An 18,285-nucleotide genomic window follows, 5' to 3' on the forward strand; every position below is an offset into this window, starting at 1 on the left:
GGACCGTTCGGGGGTACGCGCTGCGCCACACGGGTAAACGAGTGCGCCTTCCCACAGTTCTGACAGCAGATCTGTCTCGTTGAATCATGCTTCAACCCGGCGCCCGTTCGAGTGAGCTTCGCTGCGCTTTTTACGCCGTTTACCAGCACATTTAAGTGTGCCGGACGCGCGCCGTGACACCTCGCGTCACCACAACGGCCGAATGGGTTATCGGCAGTTGGCGGATAGCGCGCGGAGCGTGAATGAGGGAAAGTGCCAGGGTTCGTGTCCGAATTCGGACAATCACATGCGCGCGGAGAAACGATGCCCACCACCGTCACCAACCACGAGGCACTTCAACTCGTGGTGGCCGTGCACCGGCTGGTGCGAAGTCTTCGACAGGCCGCTCCGGCCCGTCGTTTGCAACCCACCCAGTTATTGGTGCTGTCAGAACTGAGCGCCCACGGCCCGATGCGGATCGGCGAGATCGCCGTGCGCGCGCTGTGTTCTCAGCCGACCGCTACAACCGTCGTGACCAGCTTGGAGTCCACCGGCCTCGTCCGAAGAGAGCCTGACGCCGCCGACGGCAGAGCGACGATAGTCGTGCTCACCGAAGTCGGCCGCGAGACGATCCTGTCGCTCGCTCACGGCGAAGCCGAACTATTGAGTGAAAGAATGTCCGAACTTTCGCCAGAAGACAGAGAACACCTGCGCTCGGCCATGCCGATTTTGCGCCACCTGGCTGATCCGCAGCAGAACAAGTAGGAGCGGGACCCCCGACGGGTCCCGCTCCTACGATTAGTTGCTGGGTGACACAGAAGTAGGTGGCACCGAGCTCGGAGTCGCGCTTCCAGAACTCGGCGGTGCCGTACTCGACGTTGATGACGGAGCGGTCACGGTCGGTTCCACTGTGTAACAGCGGCCGTTTTGGTAGTCGACCTGCGGCCGCGGATAGCGGTTAGCGGGAATGACCGGTTCAGGGCCGTTGTCGGGCGTGTGGCAGGTACTGTACCGAGCGTCCCTCGGCGCGTTGATGGGCCTGCCGTCCTGGTCGTACAGCAGCACGTTCGTGAGCAACTTGCCGTTCTCGTCGTACGCGTAGATGTTCTCGTACGTCTCGAGGACGGGCCCTTGGTACGACGACCGCGACGACGTGTTGTATGCGAGCTGATCAGCCGTCGTGTCGATCACCTGCAGGAGCAGTCCGACCGCCAGCGCGGAGGCCGGCAGGCTGAACCACAGCCAGCGCCGGTCGACCTTGGCGCGTGGCCCGGCGAACACCGACACCACGGCGACGGCGGCGATCGCGAGGAACCCGAGGATGTCGCGACCGGCCAGCAGCACGGCACCGAGACCGAGCAACCCGGCCCGCGCCAACCACCAGGCGGGCTGCAACGACCTGAGATAGGTGATCGCCCGCTCGGCCGGCGTACCCGGCTCCGGCGTCAGCCACTTCTTGAGCCTGATCGTCTCCGGCAGGTTCATGATCTCCTGCTGCGCGGGCCCCCGGTCGTTCACCAGAGCCAGGCTCAGTACAAGGATCACCGCGGGCAGCAGCAGAATCGCCGGCTCCCGCAACGCCGCCGCCCCCGCGAGCAGCGTGATGCCGGTGGCCGCCGCCAACCCCCAGGCCGCGACCCGGGGCCGGGTCAGCAGCTGCTTCTTGGTCGTGACCGGCAGCCGTTCGGTCCGCGCCGGGTACCCGGCGGCCTGCCGGAGCTCCTGCGCGTACTGCTCGGGCGGCCCGAGCCGCTGCTCCAGGGTCTCGTTCTCACCGAGCTCGGACGACAGTTCGGCGATGTGCGCCTCGACGTCCTCCATGATCTCGGCGACCTCGTTGGGCGGCAGGTCGTCGAGGGCGGCACGCATCCCGGTCAGGTAGTACTCGACACCGAGCGCTTGCGTGTTCATGCTGCGACCTCCTCGAGCAGGCCGTCCAGCGTGCTGGCGAACGACCTCCACGTCTCCCTCGACTCAGCCAGGCGCGCCCGCCCGGTCTCGTTGATGCTGTAGTACTTGCGGTGCGGTCCCTCTTCGGAGGGCACCACGTACGAGGTCAGCATCCCCGCGCTGTAGAGCCGCCGCAGCGTGCCGTACACCGACGCGTCGCCCACTTCGTCCAATCCCCCGGCGCGCAGTCTGCGCAGCACGTCGTACCCGTACCCGTCGTCCTTGCGCAGAACCGCAAGGACGGCCAGGTCCAGCACCCCTTTGAGCAGTTGACTGGTGTCCATGGCCCCCTCCGACGCACTCTTACGCTGTGAACAGTACTACGCAGTGCGCAGTACTGTCTAACGCGCGTTACGGCTTCGAGATTTGAGACGCGAAACAAGGGTTTGACTACAGGACGCTCAGGCACGTGTGCGGGTTGTCAGCACGTGGTGGAGCAAGGGAAAGAAAAGCCTCAAGCCCTGGGGCGAGGCTGGCACCGCGGGCACGAGTACGAGGAGCGGTTCATGAACGGCTCTCGGATCATCGCGGCACCGCACCGCTTGCAGGGCCGGTTCTCCTGCCCATAAGCGTTCAAGGAGCGGTCGAAGTACCCGGACTGCCCGTTGATGTTGACGTACAAGGCGTCGAACGACGTCCCGCCCTGTCCAAGCGCCTCACGCATCACGTCGGTGGCGTGGTCCAGCAGCTCGGCGGCCTTGGGTTTCGTGAGCTTGTCCGTCATCCGGGTGCCGTGCAGCTTCGCGCGCCACAGGGCCTCGTCGGCGTAGATGTTGCCGATGCCGGACACGAGGGTCTGGTCCAGCAGGGCACGTTTGATCTCCGTGTGACGCAGGCGCAACGCGCGCACGGCAGCATCACGGGAGAACAAAGGGTCCATGGGGTCGCGAGCGATGTGCGCGACCGAGTCGGGCACCAGGGTGCCGTCGACCTCGACCAACTCGGCCAGCGCAAGGCCGCCGAAGGTGCGTTGGTCGACGAAACGAAGCTCAGGTCCGCCGTCGTCGAACCGGAAACGGACACGCAGATGCTTCTCGTCGGGGGCCGACGAGGGCTGGATGAGCATTTGGCCGCTCATACCCAGATGCGCGAGCATGGCGGCCTTGTCGGCCAGTTCGACCCAGAGGTACTTGCCGCGGCGCCTGGCAGCGGCCATTGGCTGGCCTGCCAGGCGCGCGCAGAAGTCCGAGGAACCCATGTCGTGCCGGCGGATGGCGCGTGGGTGCAACACCTCTACCGAGGAGATGACCCGGCCAGCGACGTGGGCTTCAAGGCCGAGGCGTACTACCTCGACCTCTGGGAGTTCGGGCACGTCAGGCTTCGGACTTGCCCTCGTCGACGGGCTGTGCGTCGATCACTGCGGCCTGCGGCTTGGTGGGCTTGAGCACCCATACCCCCGCGCGGCTCGTGTCCCTGACCAGCACAAGGCCCTGGATTCCTCCGCTGCGGGAGGTGTTCACCGGGCCGCGAGCGGTGCGCGTGCGGCGGTTCGTGCGGTTCCTGGTCGCATACATTTGCGGTCTCAGTCTTCCTCGGTTGGGGAGATCCCTGGCGTCACCGAGGCGCCATTCTGTCCGTTCTTGACCCCGACCGACTCCTGCTCGGCCTTGGCCCGTTCCGACAGAACATGATAAGCCGCTTCAGCGGCTTTCTGCTCGGCTTCCTTCTTGGTGCGCCCATCACCCTTGCCGTAGGGCTGGCCACCGACGAGCACCGTTGCGGTGAACTCCTTGCGGTGGTCCGGCCCCTGGTCGTCCACGCGGTACTCCGGGACGCCGAGACTGGCTTGAGCGGTGAGCTCCTGCAGGCTTGTCTTCCAGTCCAGTCCAGCACCCAAAAGCGGAGCTTTGGCCAAGAGCGGATCGAACAGCCGGTGAACGAACGTTCGTGCGGTATCGATACCGAACTGCAGGTACACCGCACCGATGACGGCCTCGAGGCCGTCAGCGAGAATGCTTGCCTTGTCCCTGCCGCCGGTCAGCTCTTCGCCACGACCGAGCAACAGGTGTGCACCAAGCCCACCGTCACCGAGATCACGCGCCACGCCGGCCAGTGCGTGCATGTTGACCACGCTGGCACGGAGCTTCGCGAGCTGACCTTCGGGAAGGTCGGGATGGGTGCGGTAGAGGTGGTCGGTGACGACCAGCCCCAACACCGCGTCTCCCAAGAACTCGAGACGCTCGTTCGGCGGCAAGCCGCCGTTCTCGTATGCGTAAGACCGGTGGGTGAGTGACAGCACAAGCAGCTCGGCGTCCAGGTGGACGCCGAGCGCTTCGAGCAGGTCCGCGCGGTCCGCTTGCGGTGCGCGCGGCGGCTTTCCCCCCACTACGTCGCCGAGGAGATCAGGCCGGCTGAGCGACCTGGCGGCCAGCGTACTGACCACAGGCCGGGCAGGTGATGTGCTGCGGCTTCGGCTGGCGGCAAGCCTTGTTGGAGCACGCCACCAGGTGCACGGCAGACGTCTTCCACTGGGAACGGCGCGCACGGGTGTTCGAACGCGACATCTTCCGCTTCGGGACGGCCACGACTACTTCTCCTCCGAGTTGTCATCGCTGAACCGCTCTTGCAACGCGGCCCAACGAGGGTCAATCGTCTCATGCCCGTGGTCGGGCCCGAGCTCCGCCCACCTGCCACCACACTCGGGGCAAAGCCCCTTGCAGTCCGGCTCGCAGAGCGGCGCCTGCGGCAGCGCGAGAACGATGGCGTCCCGCACCACAGGCTCGAGGTCGATCAGATCGTTGACGATCCGCATGACCTCGTGTTCATCAGTGGTCTCGTCCGTGGTGCTGTCCGGCCACGCGTAGAGCTCCGTGATCCGGACTTCAACCTCATCGGTGAGCGGCTCGAGACACCTCGAGCACTCCCCTTCGACCTTCGTGGACGCTGTCCCCGACACGAGCAGGCCCTCCACGACCGATTCGATCAGGAGGTCGAGCTCAACTTCCCCGCTCTCGGGCACCGCGATCACCCCGAGCAGCCCCACACCTTCGCCGGGGACCGACCTCGCGAAGGGTCGGCTCAGACCGGCACGACGGCCGATGTCCCTGGTGTCGATGACCCAGGGACTGGATGCTGTGGGACGCGTGGACGCGTGACGATGCTCAGTCATGATTTTCGGGTTTTGCCGGCGGGGACCTACCACGTCCAGCCGGTCCAGGGTACGGGACGACGCCCCCGCGCGTGAAATCGCCAGGTGATCGCACCTGTCCGACGTAGCGCGAATCACACGTTCAGTCGACCCGGGACCGGGCTGGTTCGTCAGGAACCGTAGTCGAACGGCGCCGCGGCACCCGCGACGGCCGGTCCGCGCAGGTGCGAACGGCCCTTGCCGACCGACCTGAGCGTGTGTGCGAGGAGGTCCTCGAAGTCCGCGAGCTTGCCGTCCACGTACGCGTCGCACTCCGACCGGAGCCGGATGGACTCGTTCTGGGCGGCGTCGAGCAGGCGTGCCGCCTCGGCGTGCGCCGTCCGGACGACCTCCTGCTCGTTGACGAGCCTGGCCTGCTCGGCGCGACCGTCCTCGGTGGCGCGCTCGTAGTTGGCGCGGCCCGCCTGGATCATGCGCTCGGCCTCGGAGTGCGAGCGACCAACCAGGTCGTCGTACTCCTGGCGGCCCGCGGCCACGGTCCGTTCGGCCTGATCTTCCGCCTCGGCGATCATCCGCTCGGCACGGGCCCGCGCGTCGGACAGCATCGCCTCGGCCTCGGCCTGCGCCTCGGCGAGCATGCGATCCGCGTCGGCGCGTGCCTTCGACACGCCGGACTCCGCCTCGTGCTTGGCCTTGCCGACGACCTCGTCACGGTGGTCCAGCACGTCCTGCGCGTCGTCGAGCTCCGCGGGGATCGCGTCGCGTACGTCGTCGAGCAGTTCGAGCACATCGCCGCGCGGCACGACGCAACCCGAGGTCATCGGAACTCCGCGCGCTTCCTCGACGATCGTGACGAGCTCGTCGAGTGCCTCGAACACCCGGTACACGTCTCACTCCCTAACCCCTGTGACTCCCACCCACAAGTGTGCCCTGCCGATCTCTTCGGGAGAGGGAGATCGGCAGGGCGTGTCAGGATTTGCCCACATCCAGCCGGGGAGAAACGTGAAGATCACAATCAGGCGGGCGGTGGCCGCCGATGTCCACCCGATCGTGGCAATGCTGGCCGACGACCCGCTCGGCGCGCAGCGGGAGAAACCCGGCGATCCGGCCTACCTGAAGGCGTTCGAGGTGATCGACGCCGACCCGCACCAGCACCTGGCCGTGGCCGATGCCGGCGGCGAGGTCGTGGGCACGCTGCAACTGACGTTCACGGCGGGCCTGTCACGCCTGGGCATGACCCGCGCGACCGTGGAGGCCGTGCGGGTCCGCTCCGACCAGCGCGGCAACGGCCTCGGCGAACACCTCGTCAGGTGGGCGATCGACGAGGCGCGCGCACGCGGTTGCGGCATGGTGCAGCTGACGACGGACGCGGCACGAGCGGACGCGCACCGGTTCTACGAACGGCTCGGGTTCACCGCATCGCACGTGGGGATGAAGCTCGCGCTCTAGTGGCGCGACCCGGAACGTCGGCGAGGTAATCCACGCTCAGCAGGGCGCCTCGCGGCGTCTGACCGCGAATTCCCCCGGCAACGTTCCGGGCCACGCCACTAGCGGGTCTCGGCGAGGCGCTGCTGCAGACGCTGCTCGATGGACGCGGGCAGCAGCGTCGAGACGTCGCCACCGTACGTAGCGACCTCCTTGACCAGCGAGGACGCCAGGTAGGAGTACTGCGGGCTGGCCTGCATGAACAGCGTGTCGACGCCGGTGAGCTGGTGGTTCATCTGCGCCATCTGCAGCTCGTAGTCATAGTCGCTGACCGCGCGCAGGCCCTTCACGATGGCCTTGATGTTGTTCTCGCGGCAGTAGTCGACCAACAGGCCGTGCCAGGAGTCCACGCGCACGTTGTCCCACTGCGCCGTGACCTCGCGCAGCATCTCCTGCCGCTCCTCAACGTCGAACAAGGTGCGCTTGTTCTTGTTGATGAGCACAGCGACGACAACCTCTTCGAAGAGGTGCGCGGCTCTCCCGATGATGTCCAGGTGACCGTTGGTTACCGGGTCGTAGGAGCCGGGGTACACGGCACGCGTCATGAGCCGGACGTTAGCACCCGATCGGACGCCTCCAGGCGTGTCCGTGGTTCTCGTCACCCATCAGCACGCACCTGAGCCCAATACACGGCCGTGTCCCCATAACGCTTGGCACGCAAGGATTCCACCTCTTCAGGCCACGCTGGTTCGCCACTTCGCGAAGCACGTTCCACGATCAAGATGGCGTCCGCAGTGAGCCTGGGCACGATCCCTTTGAGCACCTTGGCGAGCTCGTCGTCACCCACGGCGTACGGCGGATCGGCGAACACGACGTCGAACTTCTCCCCCTCGGCCATGACGTAAGCCTCAGCCGTGCGGTTGGCGATGGTCGTGTTCGCGAACCCAAGCTCCTTGGCGTTGCCTTTGAGCACGTCAGCGGCCCGCTTGTCCGACTCGACGAACGTCGCGTGCTCAGCGCCCCTGCTCAGCGCCTCCAGCCCCAGCGCCCCCGACCCGGCGTACAGGTCGAGCACCCGCACGCCGTCGAGGTCGATCAACGCCTCGAGTGAGCTGAACAACGCCTCCCGCACCCGGTCGGACGTGGGCCGCGTGCCCTGGGGCGGAACCTTGAGCCTGCGGCCTCCCGCCGTCCCGGCAACGATTCGTGTCACCCGGCCATCGTCCCAGGTGCGTCCGGTGCGTCAGGCGAGCGCCTGCCACCAGCCGTCGACCTCGGTCGGCTTGTCGACGTCCACCCGCTCGCCGGGCCTCGGCACCGCGAGCTCCACCCCGCGCGCCTTGGCCTCCCGCCAGATGCGGTCGATCGGCTCACCCCACGGGTGGAATCCGAGGTTGAACGTCGCCCAGTGCACCGGGATCAACAGCCCGCCGCCGACGTCGTCGAACGCCTGGACGCCGTCCTCGGGCGTCATGTGGATGTCCGGCCAGGCGTCGTCGTACGCACCGACCTGCATCAGCACCGCGTCGAACGGGCCGTGCGCCGCACCGATCGCCTTGTACCCCTCGAAATACCCGGTGTCCCCGCTGTAGAACACCGAACGCGAACCGCGCTTGATCACCCAAGAGGCCCACAACGTGACGTTGCGCTGCACCGAACGCCCGGAGAAGTGCTGAGCCGCGGTGCAGGTGAGGGTGAAGCCGTCCACGGAGTGCGACTCGTCCCAGTCCAGCTCGACGATCCGCGACGCGGGCACGTCCCACCGGGCCAGGTGCGCACCGAGTCCCAACGGCACGACGAACACCGCGGACGTGCTCGACGTCAACGCCTGGACGGTCTGCATGTCGAGGTGGTCGTAGTGGTCGTGTGAGATCACCACGGCGCTCACAGCGGGCAGATCCGACAACTGGTGCGGAACCGGGTGCAGCCGCTTGGGGCCGACGCGCACGGAGGGCGAGACGCGGTCGCTCCACACAGGATCGACGAGCACCGCGGCGCCGTCGATCTCGATCAGTGCGGAAGCGTGGCCGTACCAGGTGATGTGCAGGCCCTCGGACACCGGTGCGGCGGGTCCCACGAGCGGGACCGCGACGGACGGCTTGCGGTCCTCGCTGCCGAAGACGAAGTCGCGGATGGAGAAGGAGTCGCGGTCAGGGACCGTGCGGACTTCCTTGTCGTTGTGGAACTTCCCGTCGCGGTAGCGCGGTGATCGCGCCATCCGGATCGGGTCGGGCTTGCCGCCCAGTTGCTTCGGCACGTCCTTGAGCGCCCATGCCACCCCTGCCAGGCCGAGCAGGCCGGCCAACGCCTTCTTCATGATGCGAATCCCTCTTCCCTGTCCCCGTGACCGGTGCAACGCAGGGAATCGTCGTGGAGTTCCGCACTCCTCGCACCACGAAGGGCCCGGTCTCGACGACGAGACCGGGCCCTTCGGGATCAACGACTTACTCCAGGACGATCAGGAGGTCGCCGCCTTCGACCTGCTGGGCGCCACGCAACGCAAGGCGCCCGACGACACCGGCCTTCGGGGCGGTGATCGCGGCCTCCATCTTCATGGCCTCGATCGTCGCGACGGTCTGACCGGCGTCGACCTGGTCGCCCTCGGCCACCGTCGCCGTCACCACGCCGGCGAACGGGGCCGCCACGTGGTTCGGGTTCGAGCGGTCGGCCTTCTCGGCGGCCGGGATGTCGGCGGCCACCGAAAGGTCGCGGACCTGGATCGGGCGCATCTGGCCGTTCAGGGTCGCCATGACCGTGCGGATACCCCGCGCGTCGGCCTCGGAGATCGCTTCCAGGCCGATCAGCAGCCGCACACCCGGCTCCAGGTCGACGGAGTACTCCTCGCCCGGACGCAGGCCGTAGAAGAAGTCCTTGGAGCGCAACACCGACGTGTCGCCGTAGGCGTCACGGTGCGTGCGGAACTCCTTGGTGGGACCGGGGAACAGCAGCCTGTTCAACGTCGCCCGCCGGTCGTCGACGAGACCCGCCTCGTCCTCGGCGGAGAGCTCCTCGACCGGCTTCGGCGCGGGACGACCGGCCAGCGCCTTGCTGCGGAACGGCTCCGGCCAGCCACCGGGCGGGTCGCCCAGTTCGCCGTGCAGGAAGCCGATCACCGACGCCGGGATGTCGAACTTGCCGGGGTCCGCCTCGAAGTCCTTGGGCGAGACGCCCGCGCCCACGAGGTGCAGCGCGAGGTCGCCGACGACCTTGGACGACGGCGTCACCTTCACGAGGTGGCCGAGCATGCGGTCGGCGGCCGCGTACATCGACTCGATCTCCTCGAACTTCTCACCGAGGCCGAGCGCGACGGCCTGGGTGCGCAGGTTCGAGAGCTGACCACCGGGGATCTCGTGGTGGTAGACGCGGCCGGTCGGGCCGGGGATGCCGGACTCGAACGGCGCGTAGATCTTGCGCACCGACTCCCAGTACGGCTCCAGGTCGCAGACGTTCTGCAGGTCGAGGCCGGTGGAGTGCCCGGTGTGGTCGGTCAGCGCCACGATCGACGACAGCGGCGGCTGCGACGTCGTGCCCGCCATCGACGCGGTCGCGCCGTCGATCGCGTCCACGCCCGCCTGGATCGCCGCGAGGTACGTCGCCAGCTGGCCACCCGCCGTGTCGTGCGTGTGGAGGTGGACCGGGACGTCGAACTCCTTGCGCAGCGCGGTGATCAGGCGCGACGCGGCCGGAGCACGCAGGAGCCCGGCCATGTCCTTGACGCACAGGACGTGCGCGCCGGCGCCGACGATCTGTTCCGCCAGCTTCAGGTAGTAGTCCAGTGTGTACAGACGTTCGTCCGGGTTGGACAGATCGCTCGTGTAGCAGAGCGCGACCTCGGCGACCGCCGTCCCGGTCTCGCGCACGGCCTCGATCGCCGGGCGCATCTGCTCGACGTCGTTCAGCGCGTCGAAGATCCGGAAGATGTCGATGCCGGTGTTCGTCGCCTCCTGCACGAACGCCTTGGTGACCGCCTCCGGGTACGGCGTGTAGCCGACCGTGTTGCGGCCGCGCAGCAGCATCTGCAGGTTGATGTTCGGCACGGCCTCGCGCAACGACGCGAGCCGCTCCCACGGGTCCTCCGCGAGGAACCGCAGCGCCACGTCGTAGGTCGCGCCGCCCCAGCACTCCAGGGACAGCAGCTCCGGCGTCATGCGCGCGACGTGCGGCGCGACGGCGAGCAGGTCCTTGGTGCGTACTCGGGTGGCGAGCAGCGACTGGTGGGCGTCGCGGAACGTCGTGTCGGTGACGCCGACGGCCTTGCTCTCCCGCATCCACCGCGCGAAGCCCTCGGGACCGAGCTCGACCAGCTTCTGCTTGGACCCGGCGGGCGGTTCGGCGTTGAGGTCGATGACCGGCAGCTTCTCGCGCGGGTCGACCGCGGTCGGGCGGGTGCCGTTCGGGTGGTTGACCGTGACGTCGGCGAGGTAGGTCAGCAGGCGCGTGCCGCGGTCGGCCGAGTGGCGCGCCGTCAGCAGGTGCGGGCGCTTCTCGATGAATGACGTGGTGACCCGGCCCTCGTAGAAGTCCGGGTCGTCCAGAACCGCCTGCAGGAACGGGATGTTCGTGGAGACACCGCGAATGCGGAACTCCGCGATCGCCCGGCGCGCACGGGCGACGGCGAGCTCGAAGTTGCGGCCGCGGCACGTCAGCTTCACGAGCATCGAGTCGAAGTGCGCGCTGATGGCCATGCCCGCGCCCGCCGTGCCGCCGTCGAGGCGGATGCCGGAACCACCCGGCGAGCGGTAGGCGCTGATCGTGCCGGTGTCCGGGCGGAAGCCGTTGGCCGGGTCCTCCGTGGTGATACGGCACTGCAGCGCCGCGCCGCGCAGCTGGACGGTCTCCTGGGACAGGCCCAGGTCCTCCAGCGTCTCGCCGGACGCGATGCGCATCTGCGACTGCACCAGGTCGACGTCGGTCACCTCTTCCGTGACCGTGTGCTCGACCTGGATGCGCGGGTTCATCTCGATGAAGACGTAGTGGCCCTGCGGGTCGAGCAGGAACTCCACGGTGCCGGCGTTGCGGTAGCCGATGTGCCGCGCGAACTTCACCGCGTCGGCGCAGATGCGGTCGCGCAGCTCGGGCGCGAGGTTCGGCGCGGGCGCGATCTCGATGACCTTCTGGTGGCGCCGCTGCACGGAGCAGTCGCGCTCGAAGAGGTGGATCACGTTGCCCTGGCCGTCGGCGAGGATCTGCACCTCGATGTGGCGCGGTTCGACCACGGCCTGCTCGAGGAACACGGTCGGGTCGCCGAACGCCGACTCCGCCTCGCGCGACGCCGCCTCCAGCGCCTCACGCAGCGCGGCCGGTTCGTCGACCTTGCGCATGCCCCGGCCACCACCACCGGCGACGGCCTTCACGAAGACCGGGAAGCGCATGGTCTTCGACGCTTCGAGCAGCTCGTCGACGTTCGACGACGGCTCGCTCGACTCCAGCACCGGCAGCCCGGCCTCGCGGGCGGCGGCGATGGCGCGCGCCTTGTTGCCCGTCAGCTCCAGCACCTCGGCGACGGGGCCGACGAACGTAAGACCAGCCTCACGGCACGCCATCGCGAGTTCCGGGTTCTCCGACAGGAAGCCGTAACCGGGGTAGATCGCGTCGGCGCCGGCCTTGCGCGCGGCCTTGATGATCTCTTCGACGGAGAGGTAGGCGCGGACGGGATGTCCGGGCTCGCCGATCTCGTAGGACTCGTCCGCCTTCAACCGGTGCAGCGAGTTCCGGTCCTCGTGAGGAAAGACGGCGACCGTTCCCGCGCCTAGTTCGTAGGCGGCGCGGAACGCGCGAATCGCGATCTCGCCGCGGTTGGCGACAAGAACCTTGCGGAACATCCGTGCCCTCCCGGTGTTACTCGGCAGCCATCAGTCGTGGCACGTTACCGTGCGACTCTTGCCTGTTGGGAGGACCGTCCCACGTGATGGGTGTCATCCTGATCGGTCTTGTTCACCCGGATTCTCGCGTGGTGAGAGCAAAGTGGATACCCACCACCCGGTCAGACTGCGGCCGGTAGTGGGTTTAACCAGATCGAGTGACGATCTTCGCGACTATCTCGGTAGGGTGAGCCATATGGCCGGGGCTGATGGAGCCGGGCAGCCTACTGCCCGCACACCGCATTTCGACGTTGTCCTTCGTGGTTACAACCAGCGACAGGTGAACGAACGAGTCACCCGCTTGGAGTTCGACCTCAAGAACTCGAACCGCGCCCGCGACGCGGCCGCCGCGCAGGTGGGAGAGCTCACCAAGCTCCTGAACTCGATGCGCGCGGACCTCGACAAGAGCAAGATCCAGCTCCAGAACCTCGCCACCAGTCCAGTGAGCGCATCGAACGTCACCGAGCGTGTCCGCGTGATGATGAGCCTGGCCGAGGAAGAGATCGCGGACATCCGCAAGGACGCCCTCGACAAGGCCGCCGCGACGCGGGGTGAGGCCGAGAAGTGGGCGGCCGGCCAGCGCGAGGCACACCAGCGCCTGCTCGCCGAGACCGAGGCGCGCCGCAAGCAGCTCGAGGTGAACTACCAGCAGCGCCACGCCGAGCTCGACCAGCAGACCGCCGGCCGCAGGTCGGAGCTGGAGGCGGAGCACGCGTCGTTGCAGGCGAAGCTCGGCGCCGAGCACGAGGCCCTGGTCGCGGAGGTGCGCGCGAACGGTGAGCACCTCGCCGCCGAGTTCGAGAAGAAGTCGGCCGACCTGGACGCCCACCGCGTCGAGCTGGACGCCAAGTACAAGGCGTACCACGACGAGCTGGACAAGGAGTACGACAGCCTCAAGGCGACGCTGACCGCGGAGCACCAGAAGCTGATGGCGGACGCGCGGGCCGAGGCCGAGCGGATCGCCGCCGACGCGGAGGCCAAGCGGACCGCGGCGCTGCAGAAGCTCGACAGCGAACTCCAGGCCAAGCAGGAGGAGGCCGCGAAGGTCCTCTCCGACCTCGAAGCCGAGACGATCGCGCGCGCCGAGAAGACCACCACCGAGGCGTCCACGAAGGCCGTCGCCCTGGTCAGTGCCGCGGAGGAGAAGGCGGCGACGACCCTGCGCGAGTCCGAGGACATGGCCGAGACCACCGTGCGCGAGGCCGGCGAGAAGGCCGTCACGCTCGTCCGCGACGCCGAGACCCGGACGTCGGCGCTGGTGCGCGAAGCCGAGGAGAAGTCGGCCGCGGCCGTCGCCGAGGCGGACCAGCGCGCGGCCGCCGCAGCCGAGAAGGAGTCGTCGCTTCGTTCGGCGCACGACAACCTCGCGACGCAGTTCCACGCCGCACAGGCGGCGGTGGAGGCGGCGATGTCGGTGCTCAAGCCGCTGGAGGACGTGAACGGCGACGACGAGCCCGTCGTGCCTGCCGTGCCTTCCGGTGAGCAGAAGACCGAGCAGCTGCCGAAGCCGCGCCAGAAGGACTGAGTTCTGTCCGGGGAACGGCGGCAGGCTGCTCGTGGCCCAGCTCGTGTGGCAGCCGCCGTTCGCCGCGAAGCCTCGGCGCTGAAGGCGTGCCAGTCACACATCGGGCGACGGTCAGTCGGCCGCAAGCCGCTCTGTCCCCCATGAGGACTACAGGACAGTGTCCACGCCAAGGGGATTCGTTGCATCGCGGTCTTCCATAGGTTTTTGGCGGCGGCGTCAGTGCGTCGCGGTACGCCGAGAACCGAGGTCAAGGACGTTGAAGACGATGCAACGGTCAGCAGGAACCGGTATCCCCCGAAGGTTCACCAGGGTGGCGTGCGCGGTGTCGCTCACCATCGCCGCGGTGGCGGCCTGTGGGACCGACCCGGAAGACGCGGAGAACGGCGGCGCGTCACCGGTCGCTGCCGAGGCGGCCGCTACGCCGATCACCTGGGGCACGTGCCCGGTGCTGGCCGAGGGCGTCAGTCGCGACCCTCGCCTCACATGCGCAACGGTGAAGGTTCCGCTGGACTACCGCGATCCCGGTGGCAAGAAGATCGAGGTGGCCGTCTCGAAGCTGCCGGCGGCGAAGTCCCGCGACCGCCGCGGTGTCCTGATGCTGAACCCGGGCGGCCCGGCGTTGCCCGGCCTGGATACACCGGGTGTCGTGGCACCGACGCTGCCGCCGTCGGTGCTGGCGGCCTACGACCTGATCGGCTTCGACCCCCGTGGGGTCGGGCACAGCACCCCGCAGAGCTGTGGCCTCGACGACCCGTCTCTGGCCGGCCTGTTCCCGTACCCGGCCGCGGACGGCTCGATCGCCGCGAACGTCGAGCGCGCCCGCGCCGACGCCGGCCGGTGCGCGAAGAACGCAGGCGAGAAGCTCCGGTACTTCACCACCGCCAACACGGCCCGCGACATGGACCGCATCCGCACGGCGCTCGGTGAGGAGAAGATCTCCTACTGGGGTCAGTCCTACGGCACGTACCTCGGCACCGTCTACGGGTCACTGTTCCCGGAGCGCGCCGACCGGGTGGTCCTCGAGGGCAACGTCGACCCCACGAAGGTCTGGGCCAACGCGAAGGACAACTGGGGCAAGGCCATGTCGGAACGCTTCCCCGACGCGGCAAGGGTTGCCGCGGCGCAGCACGCCACGCTCGGACTGGGCGGCACCGTCGACGAGGTGACCCGGAAGTACCTCGCACTCGCCGACCGCCTCGACCGCACTCCCGCGCCCGTCCCCGGCACCCCACAGGCCCTGACGGGTTCGATGCTGCGCACCGTCACCTACAGCCTCCTGTTGCACAACGACACTCTCCCGATGCTTGCGCAGTTCTGGAAGGCCGCCGCAGGCCTGACCGACGGCACGCTCACCGAGGCGGACGGCCAGGTGCTACAGCAGGTGTTCACAGCACCGCCGCCGACCCCCGGCGTGCCGGCCGACAACCAGGCCACCATGTTCCTGGCACTGACCTGCGGTGACGCAACGTGGTCCGACGACATCGACGAGTACGCCCGCCGCACCGCCAAGGACCGCGCGACCTGGCCACTCACCGGGGGTATGCCCGCCAACATCTGGGCGTGCGCGTTCTGGCCGAAGCCGATCGAAGAGCCCGTCCGCGTGACGGGCAAGGGTCCGCGCAACACGCTGATCCTGCAGAACCGCAGGGACAACGCCACACCGTGGGAGGACGGCCTCGGGCTGTACGAGGTCCTCGGCGAGCGAGCGGCGTTCGTGGGCGCGGACCACGGCGGGCACTACGTTTACAACCAGGGCTCCACGTGCGCGGACGAGGCGACGGTGACGTTCCTGACCACCGGCCGGCTTCCGGACAAGAAGATCGACTGCACCGACTTCGCCCCGCGGTGACCGCGGTTGGCGACGTAAGTGCCACAGACGAGGGAACTCCTGGTGTCCTTAGCAGCGTGCCGTTGCTTAGTTGTGATGAGTTGCGGCTAGGTCTTCTCCAGGAATTCGGCTCGCTCCTCCGTCAGCAACGTCGCCACCATCCCCGCGAGGCCGGGGTGCTGCTCCAGGTCCGGATCCGCGTCCACGACCTGCTGGGCGGCCGTGCGGGCGTCCGCGATGATGTCCTCGTCCCGCAGCAGGGACAGCATCTTCAGGCCCGAGCGGCGGCCTGACTGGGCGGCGCCGAGGATGTCGCCCTCGCGGCGCAGCTCCAGGTCCAGCTGAGCGAGTTCGAAGCCGTCCAGAGTGGACTCGACGGCGCGGAGGCGTTCCATTGTCGCGGTCATCTCCGGCATTTCGGTGACCAGCAGGCAGAGGCCCGGCGCGCTGCCGCGGCCCACCCGGCCGCGGAGCTGGTGGAGCTGGGAGACGCCGAAGCGGTCCGCGTCCATGATGGCCATGACGGTGGCGTTCGGGACGTTGACGCCCACCTCGATGACGGTGGTGGCCACCAGGACGTGGACCTCGTTGGCCGAGAAGGCGCGCATCACGGCGTCCTTCTCGTCCGGGGGCATGCGGCCGTGCAGGATCTCGATTCGCAGGCCGCGCAACGGGCCCGCCGCGAGCATGGTCGCCACGTCGATCACGGACAGGGCCGGGCGCTTGTCCTCGTCGTCGGACTTCGCCGGCTCCTCGTCGCCGATGCGCGGGCAGACGAAGTACGCCTGGTGGCCCTTCGCCACCTCCTCGCGCACGCGGGCGAACGCGCGGTCGAGCCAGGTGGGCTTCTCGCGGACGGGCACGACCGAGGTCTTGATCGGCGAGCGGCCTCCCGGCAGTTCGCGCAGGGCCGAGACCTCCAGGTCGCCGTAGACCGTCATGGCCACCGTGCGCGGGATCGGCGTCGCCGTCATGACCAGCACGTGCGGGTTCTCGCGTTCGCCGCGCGCGCTCAGGGCCGCTCGTTGTTCCACGCCGAAGCGGTGTTGCTCGTCGACCACGACGAGGCCCAGGGAGTGGAACTCCACCTTCTCCTGGATGATCGCGTGCGTGCCGACGACGATGCCCGCCTCGCCGGTCACGATGTCGAGCAACGCCTGACGGCGCTGGGCCGTGTTCATCGAACCCGTCAGCAGCGTCACGCGCGTCGCGTCCTCCGCGCCGCCCAGCTGGCCTGCCTGGGCGAGGTCGCCGAGCATCTCGGTCAACGAGCGAGCGTGTTGTGCCGCAAGGACTTCCGTGGGCGCGAGCATCGCGGACTGACGGCCCGCGTCGACGGCCTGGAGCATCGCTCGCAACGCGACCATGGTGTTGTGGGTGACCACAAAGTGGTCGGTGACGTAGAGCTGGTCAGGGTGTGCGACGGAGATGCACTGCACTGGCTTGCGGCCGACGAACTCGACCGCACGGATCGCCCGCACAGGCTTCTCGTACTTGGTGCGTTCCTTGACAAGCTCCGCTTTCCGAGAGAGACGGAACGGCGGGAACTCGTTGGGCAGACGAAGGCTGACCAGGTGGTACGTGTTTCCCATCTTCTCGACAGGGCGGACTCTGCCCGTGCCACCCAGTGACTCCGCCAGCCAGGACACCTGATCAGCGAGCCGTGGTGACGCCGACAGGAAGGTCACGTTCGAACCATAGTCGTGATCGAGCGTGCCATCGGTGTCCAGCAGCCCCTGTAGCAGCGCATGCCGAACCTTCACCGGGGCGATCAGATAGTTCTCGGGCAGGAACTTGTCCCTGGCACGGTGACCGTAGACCCCGAGCGTCCGCAACGCGTTGAGAACCGGGTTCGTGCCCTTGCGACATCCGTTCACAAACCAGTCGTACTTGTTCGCCCACTCAGGCTTGACGAGGTGTGCACCCTTCGGGAGAGCCGCCATCATTTCTACGAGCAACTCCGGATCAGCGCTGGTGAACATGACTCTTCCGTTGAGCAGAGAGCCGTCTCCGATCAAGAGCCCCAGCACGTACGGGTCCAGCGGCCGGTCGGTCACACAGTCCAACTCCGGTGCTTCCACCACGGGCAGGTGCCACTTCGACGACCTGTTCGCTGTTGTCAGGTCGTCGCGGATCTCCCGCAACGTCAGCACTTTGAGCGGATTTCCTCGGTGCCGGCGCACAGTCGTGTTCACGGCCCACAAGTGCTCGAGATCAGACTCCACACTGCGCCCATCAGAGAGCACTACTCGGTAGACATCTCGCTCGCCTTGGGGAAAAACCCCGGTCACGACGGTGATCTCGCCGTTGGGCGCGATCACCTCGTCCCCGACTCGAACCTCGCCCATCTTGATGAAACCGGTCGGCGTGAGAACGAGCGAGTCAAGCGGTTGAGCCTTGCCCGAGCCGACCTCCCCCTGCAGGAGGCGGTTCATCGGCACGGTGGACTCCAGGTCCGACGCGACCTGCTCGCCGACCTCCACCTGGCCCGCCGTCAGCGTGAACGGCAGCCGCGCGTCGAACGCGTCCAGGATCCCGCCGGATCTACGCGCACAAGCGGGCGCAGGGCGGGCCGTCGAGGCCTTGCGACGCTGGGCGAGGGCGAGCTGCACGGCCAGCGCCTCGTCCC

General features: G+C 68.0%; 16 protein-coding genes and 1 pseudogene. 4 read left to right on the plus strand and 13 right to left on the minus strand.

Features of this window, described 5'->3' with window-relative positions:
• Positions 1–303 precede the first annotated feature (303 nt).
• Entirely contained in the window at positions 304–744 is a 441-nt protein-coding gene (locus IG04_RS0127920; protein WP_030479707.1) for a MarR family winged helix-turn-helix transcriptional regulator, read from the plus strand.
• 33 nt (positions 745–777) lie between these two features.
• Here the strand turns inward: IG04_RS0127920 and IG04_RS0127925 are convergent, their stop codons facing one another.
• The 8 genes from IG04_RS0127925 to IG04_RS0127960 form a co-directional block, all read right to left on the minus strand.
• Positions 778–1,890: a DUF1700 domain-containing protein gene (locus IG04_RS0127925; RefSeq protein WP_030479708.1), complete on the minus strand. Its 1,113-nt coding sequence runs from the start codon at positions 1,888–1,890 to the stop codon at positions 778–780.
• On the minus strand, positions 1,887–2,213 hold the full coding sequence (locus IG04_RS0127930; protein WP_030479709.1) for a PadR family transcriptional regulator: 327 nt from the start codon (positions 2,211–2,213) through the stop codon (positions 1,887–1,889). Before IG04_RS0127930 ends, IG04_RS0127925 begins: the two co-directional genes overlap by 4 nt.
• 170 nt (positions 2,214–2,383) lie before the next feature.
• Entirely contained in the window at positions 2,384–3,241 is an 858-nt protein-coding gene (mutM, locus tag IG04_RS0127935) for a bifunctional DNA-formamidopyrimidine glycosylase/DNA-(apurinic or apyrimidinic site) lyase (protein ID WP_030479710.1), read from the minus strand.
• Between the two features lies 1 nt (position 3,242).
• Positions 3,243–3,443 (minus strand): hypothetical protein, encoded by a 201-nt coding sequence (locus IG04_RS0127940; RefSeq protein ID WP_030479711.1) that lies wholly within the window; start codon positions 3,441–3,443, stop codon positions 3,243–3,245.
• Positions 3,444–3,451: 8 nt separating this feature from the next.
• Positions 3,452–4,255 (minus strand): ribonuclease III, encoded by an 804-nt coding sequence (gene rnc / locus IG04_RS0127945; protein WP_030479712.1) that lies wholly within the window; start codon positions 4,253–4,255, stop codon positions 3,452–3,454.
• A 16-nt stretch (positions 4,256–4,271) separates the two neighbouring features.
• The gene (gene rpmF, locus IG04_RS0127950; protein WP_030479713.1) at positions 4,272–4,454 is read right to left on the minus strand and encodes a 50S ribosomal protein L32; all 183 of its coding nucleotides are present in this window, start codon (positions 4,452–4,454) and stop codon (positions 4,272–4,274) included.
• Positions 4,455–4,456: 2 nt separating this feature from the next.
• Complete coding sequence (locus IG04_RS0127955) at positions 4,457–5,038, minus strand: YceD family protein (RefSeq protein WP_030479714.1); 582 nt, start codon at positions 5,036–5,038, stop codon at positions 4,457–4,459.
• 149 nt (positions 5,039–5,187) lie between these two features.
• Entirely contained in the window at positions 5,188–5,904 is a 717-nt protein-coding gene (locus IG04_RS0127960) for a DivIVA domain-containing protein (protein ID WP_030479715.1), read from the minus strand.
• A gap of 121 nt (positions 5,905–6,025) precedes the next feature.
• Between IG04_RS0127960 and IG04_RS0127965 the strand changes: the two genes are divergently transcribed.
• Positions 6,026–6,466 carry a GNAT family N-acetyltransferase gene (locus IG04_RS0127965; protein ID WP_030479716.1) on the plus strand — a complete coding sequence of 147 codons (441 nt, stop codon included), beginning with the start codon at positions 6,026–6,028 and terminating at the stop codon, positions 6,464–6,466.
• A 98-nt stretch (positions 6,467–6,564) separates the two neighbouring features.
• Here the strand turns inward: IG04_RS0127965 and coaD are convergent, their stop codons facing one another.
• The 4 genes from coaD to IG04_RS0127985 all read right to left on the minus strand — a co-directional run bounded on the left by coaD (position 6,565) and on the right by IG04_RS0127985 (position 12,264).
• Positions 6,565–7,047 (minus strand): pantetheine-phosphate adenylyltransferase, encoded by a 483-nt coding sequence (gene coaD / locus IG04_RS0127970; RefSeq protein WP_030479717.1) that lies wholly within the window; start codon positions 7,045–7,047, stop codon positions 6,565–6,567.
• A gap of 53 nt (positions 7,048–7,100) precedes the next feature.
• A complete protein-coding gene (rsmD, locus tag IG04_RS0127975) occupies positions 7,101–7,655 on the minus strand; it encodes a 16S rRNA (guanine(966)-N(2))-methyltransferase RsmD (protein ID WP_030479718.1) in 555 nt (184 codons plus the stop codon).
• 30 nt (positions 7,656–7,685) lie between these two features.
• On the minus strand, positions 7,686–8,759 hold the full coding sequence (locus IG04_RS0127980; RefSeq protein WP_030479719.1) for an MBL fold metallo-hydrolase: 1,074 nt from the start codon (positions 8,757–8,759) through the stop codon (positions 7,686–7,688).
• A 127-nt stretch (positions 8,760–8,886) separates the two neighbouring features.
• Complete coding sequence (locus IG04_RS0127985; RefSeq protein WP_030479720.1) at positions 8,887–12,264, minus strand: pyruvate carboxylase; 3,378 nt, start codon at positions 12,262–12,264, stop codon at positions 8,887–8,889.
• A 319-nt stretch (positions 12,265–12,583) separates the two neighbouring features.
• Here IG04_RS0127985 and IG04_RS0127990 point away from each other — a divergent pair, with 319 nt between their 5' ends.
• Together IG04_RS0127990 and IG04_RS0127995 are read left to right on the plus strand one after the other, a co-directional pair.
• A complete protein-coding gene (locus IG04_RS0127990; protein WP_144065386.1) occupies positions 12,584–13,828 on the plus strand; it encodes a coiled-coil domain-containing protein in 1,245 nt (414 codons plus the stop codon).
• 322 nt (positions 13,829–14,150) lie between these two features.
• Entirely contained in the window at positions 14,151–15,677 is a 1,527-nt protein-coding gene (locus tag IG04_RS0127995; protein WP_245816245.1) for an alpha/beta hydrolase, read from the plus strand.
• A gap of 86 nt (positions 15,678–15,763) precedes the next feature.
• On the opposite strand, the pseudogene IG04_RS47750 reads toward IG04_RS0127995, so the two are convergent.
• Positions 15,764–17,428 (minus strand): annotated as a pseudogene (locus IG04_RS47750) (helicase-related protein); the annotation flags it as partial.
• Positions 17,429–18,285 lie beyond the last annotated feature (857 nt).

The sequence above is a fragment of the Lentzea albidocapillata genome (assembly GCF_000719115.1).
Taxonomy (GTDB): domain Bacteria; phylum Actinomycetota; class Actinomycetes; order Mycobacteriales; family Pseudonocardiaceae; genus Lentzea; species Lentzea albidocapillata.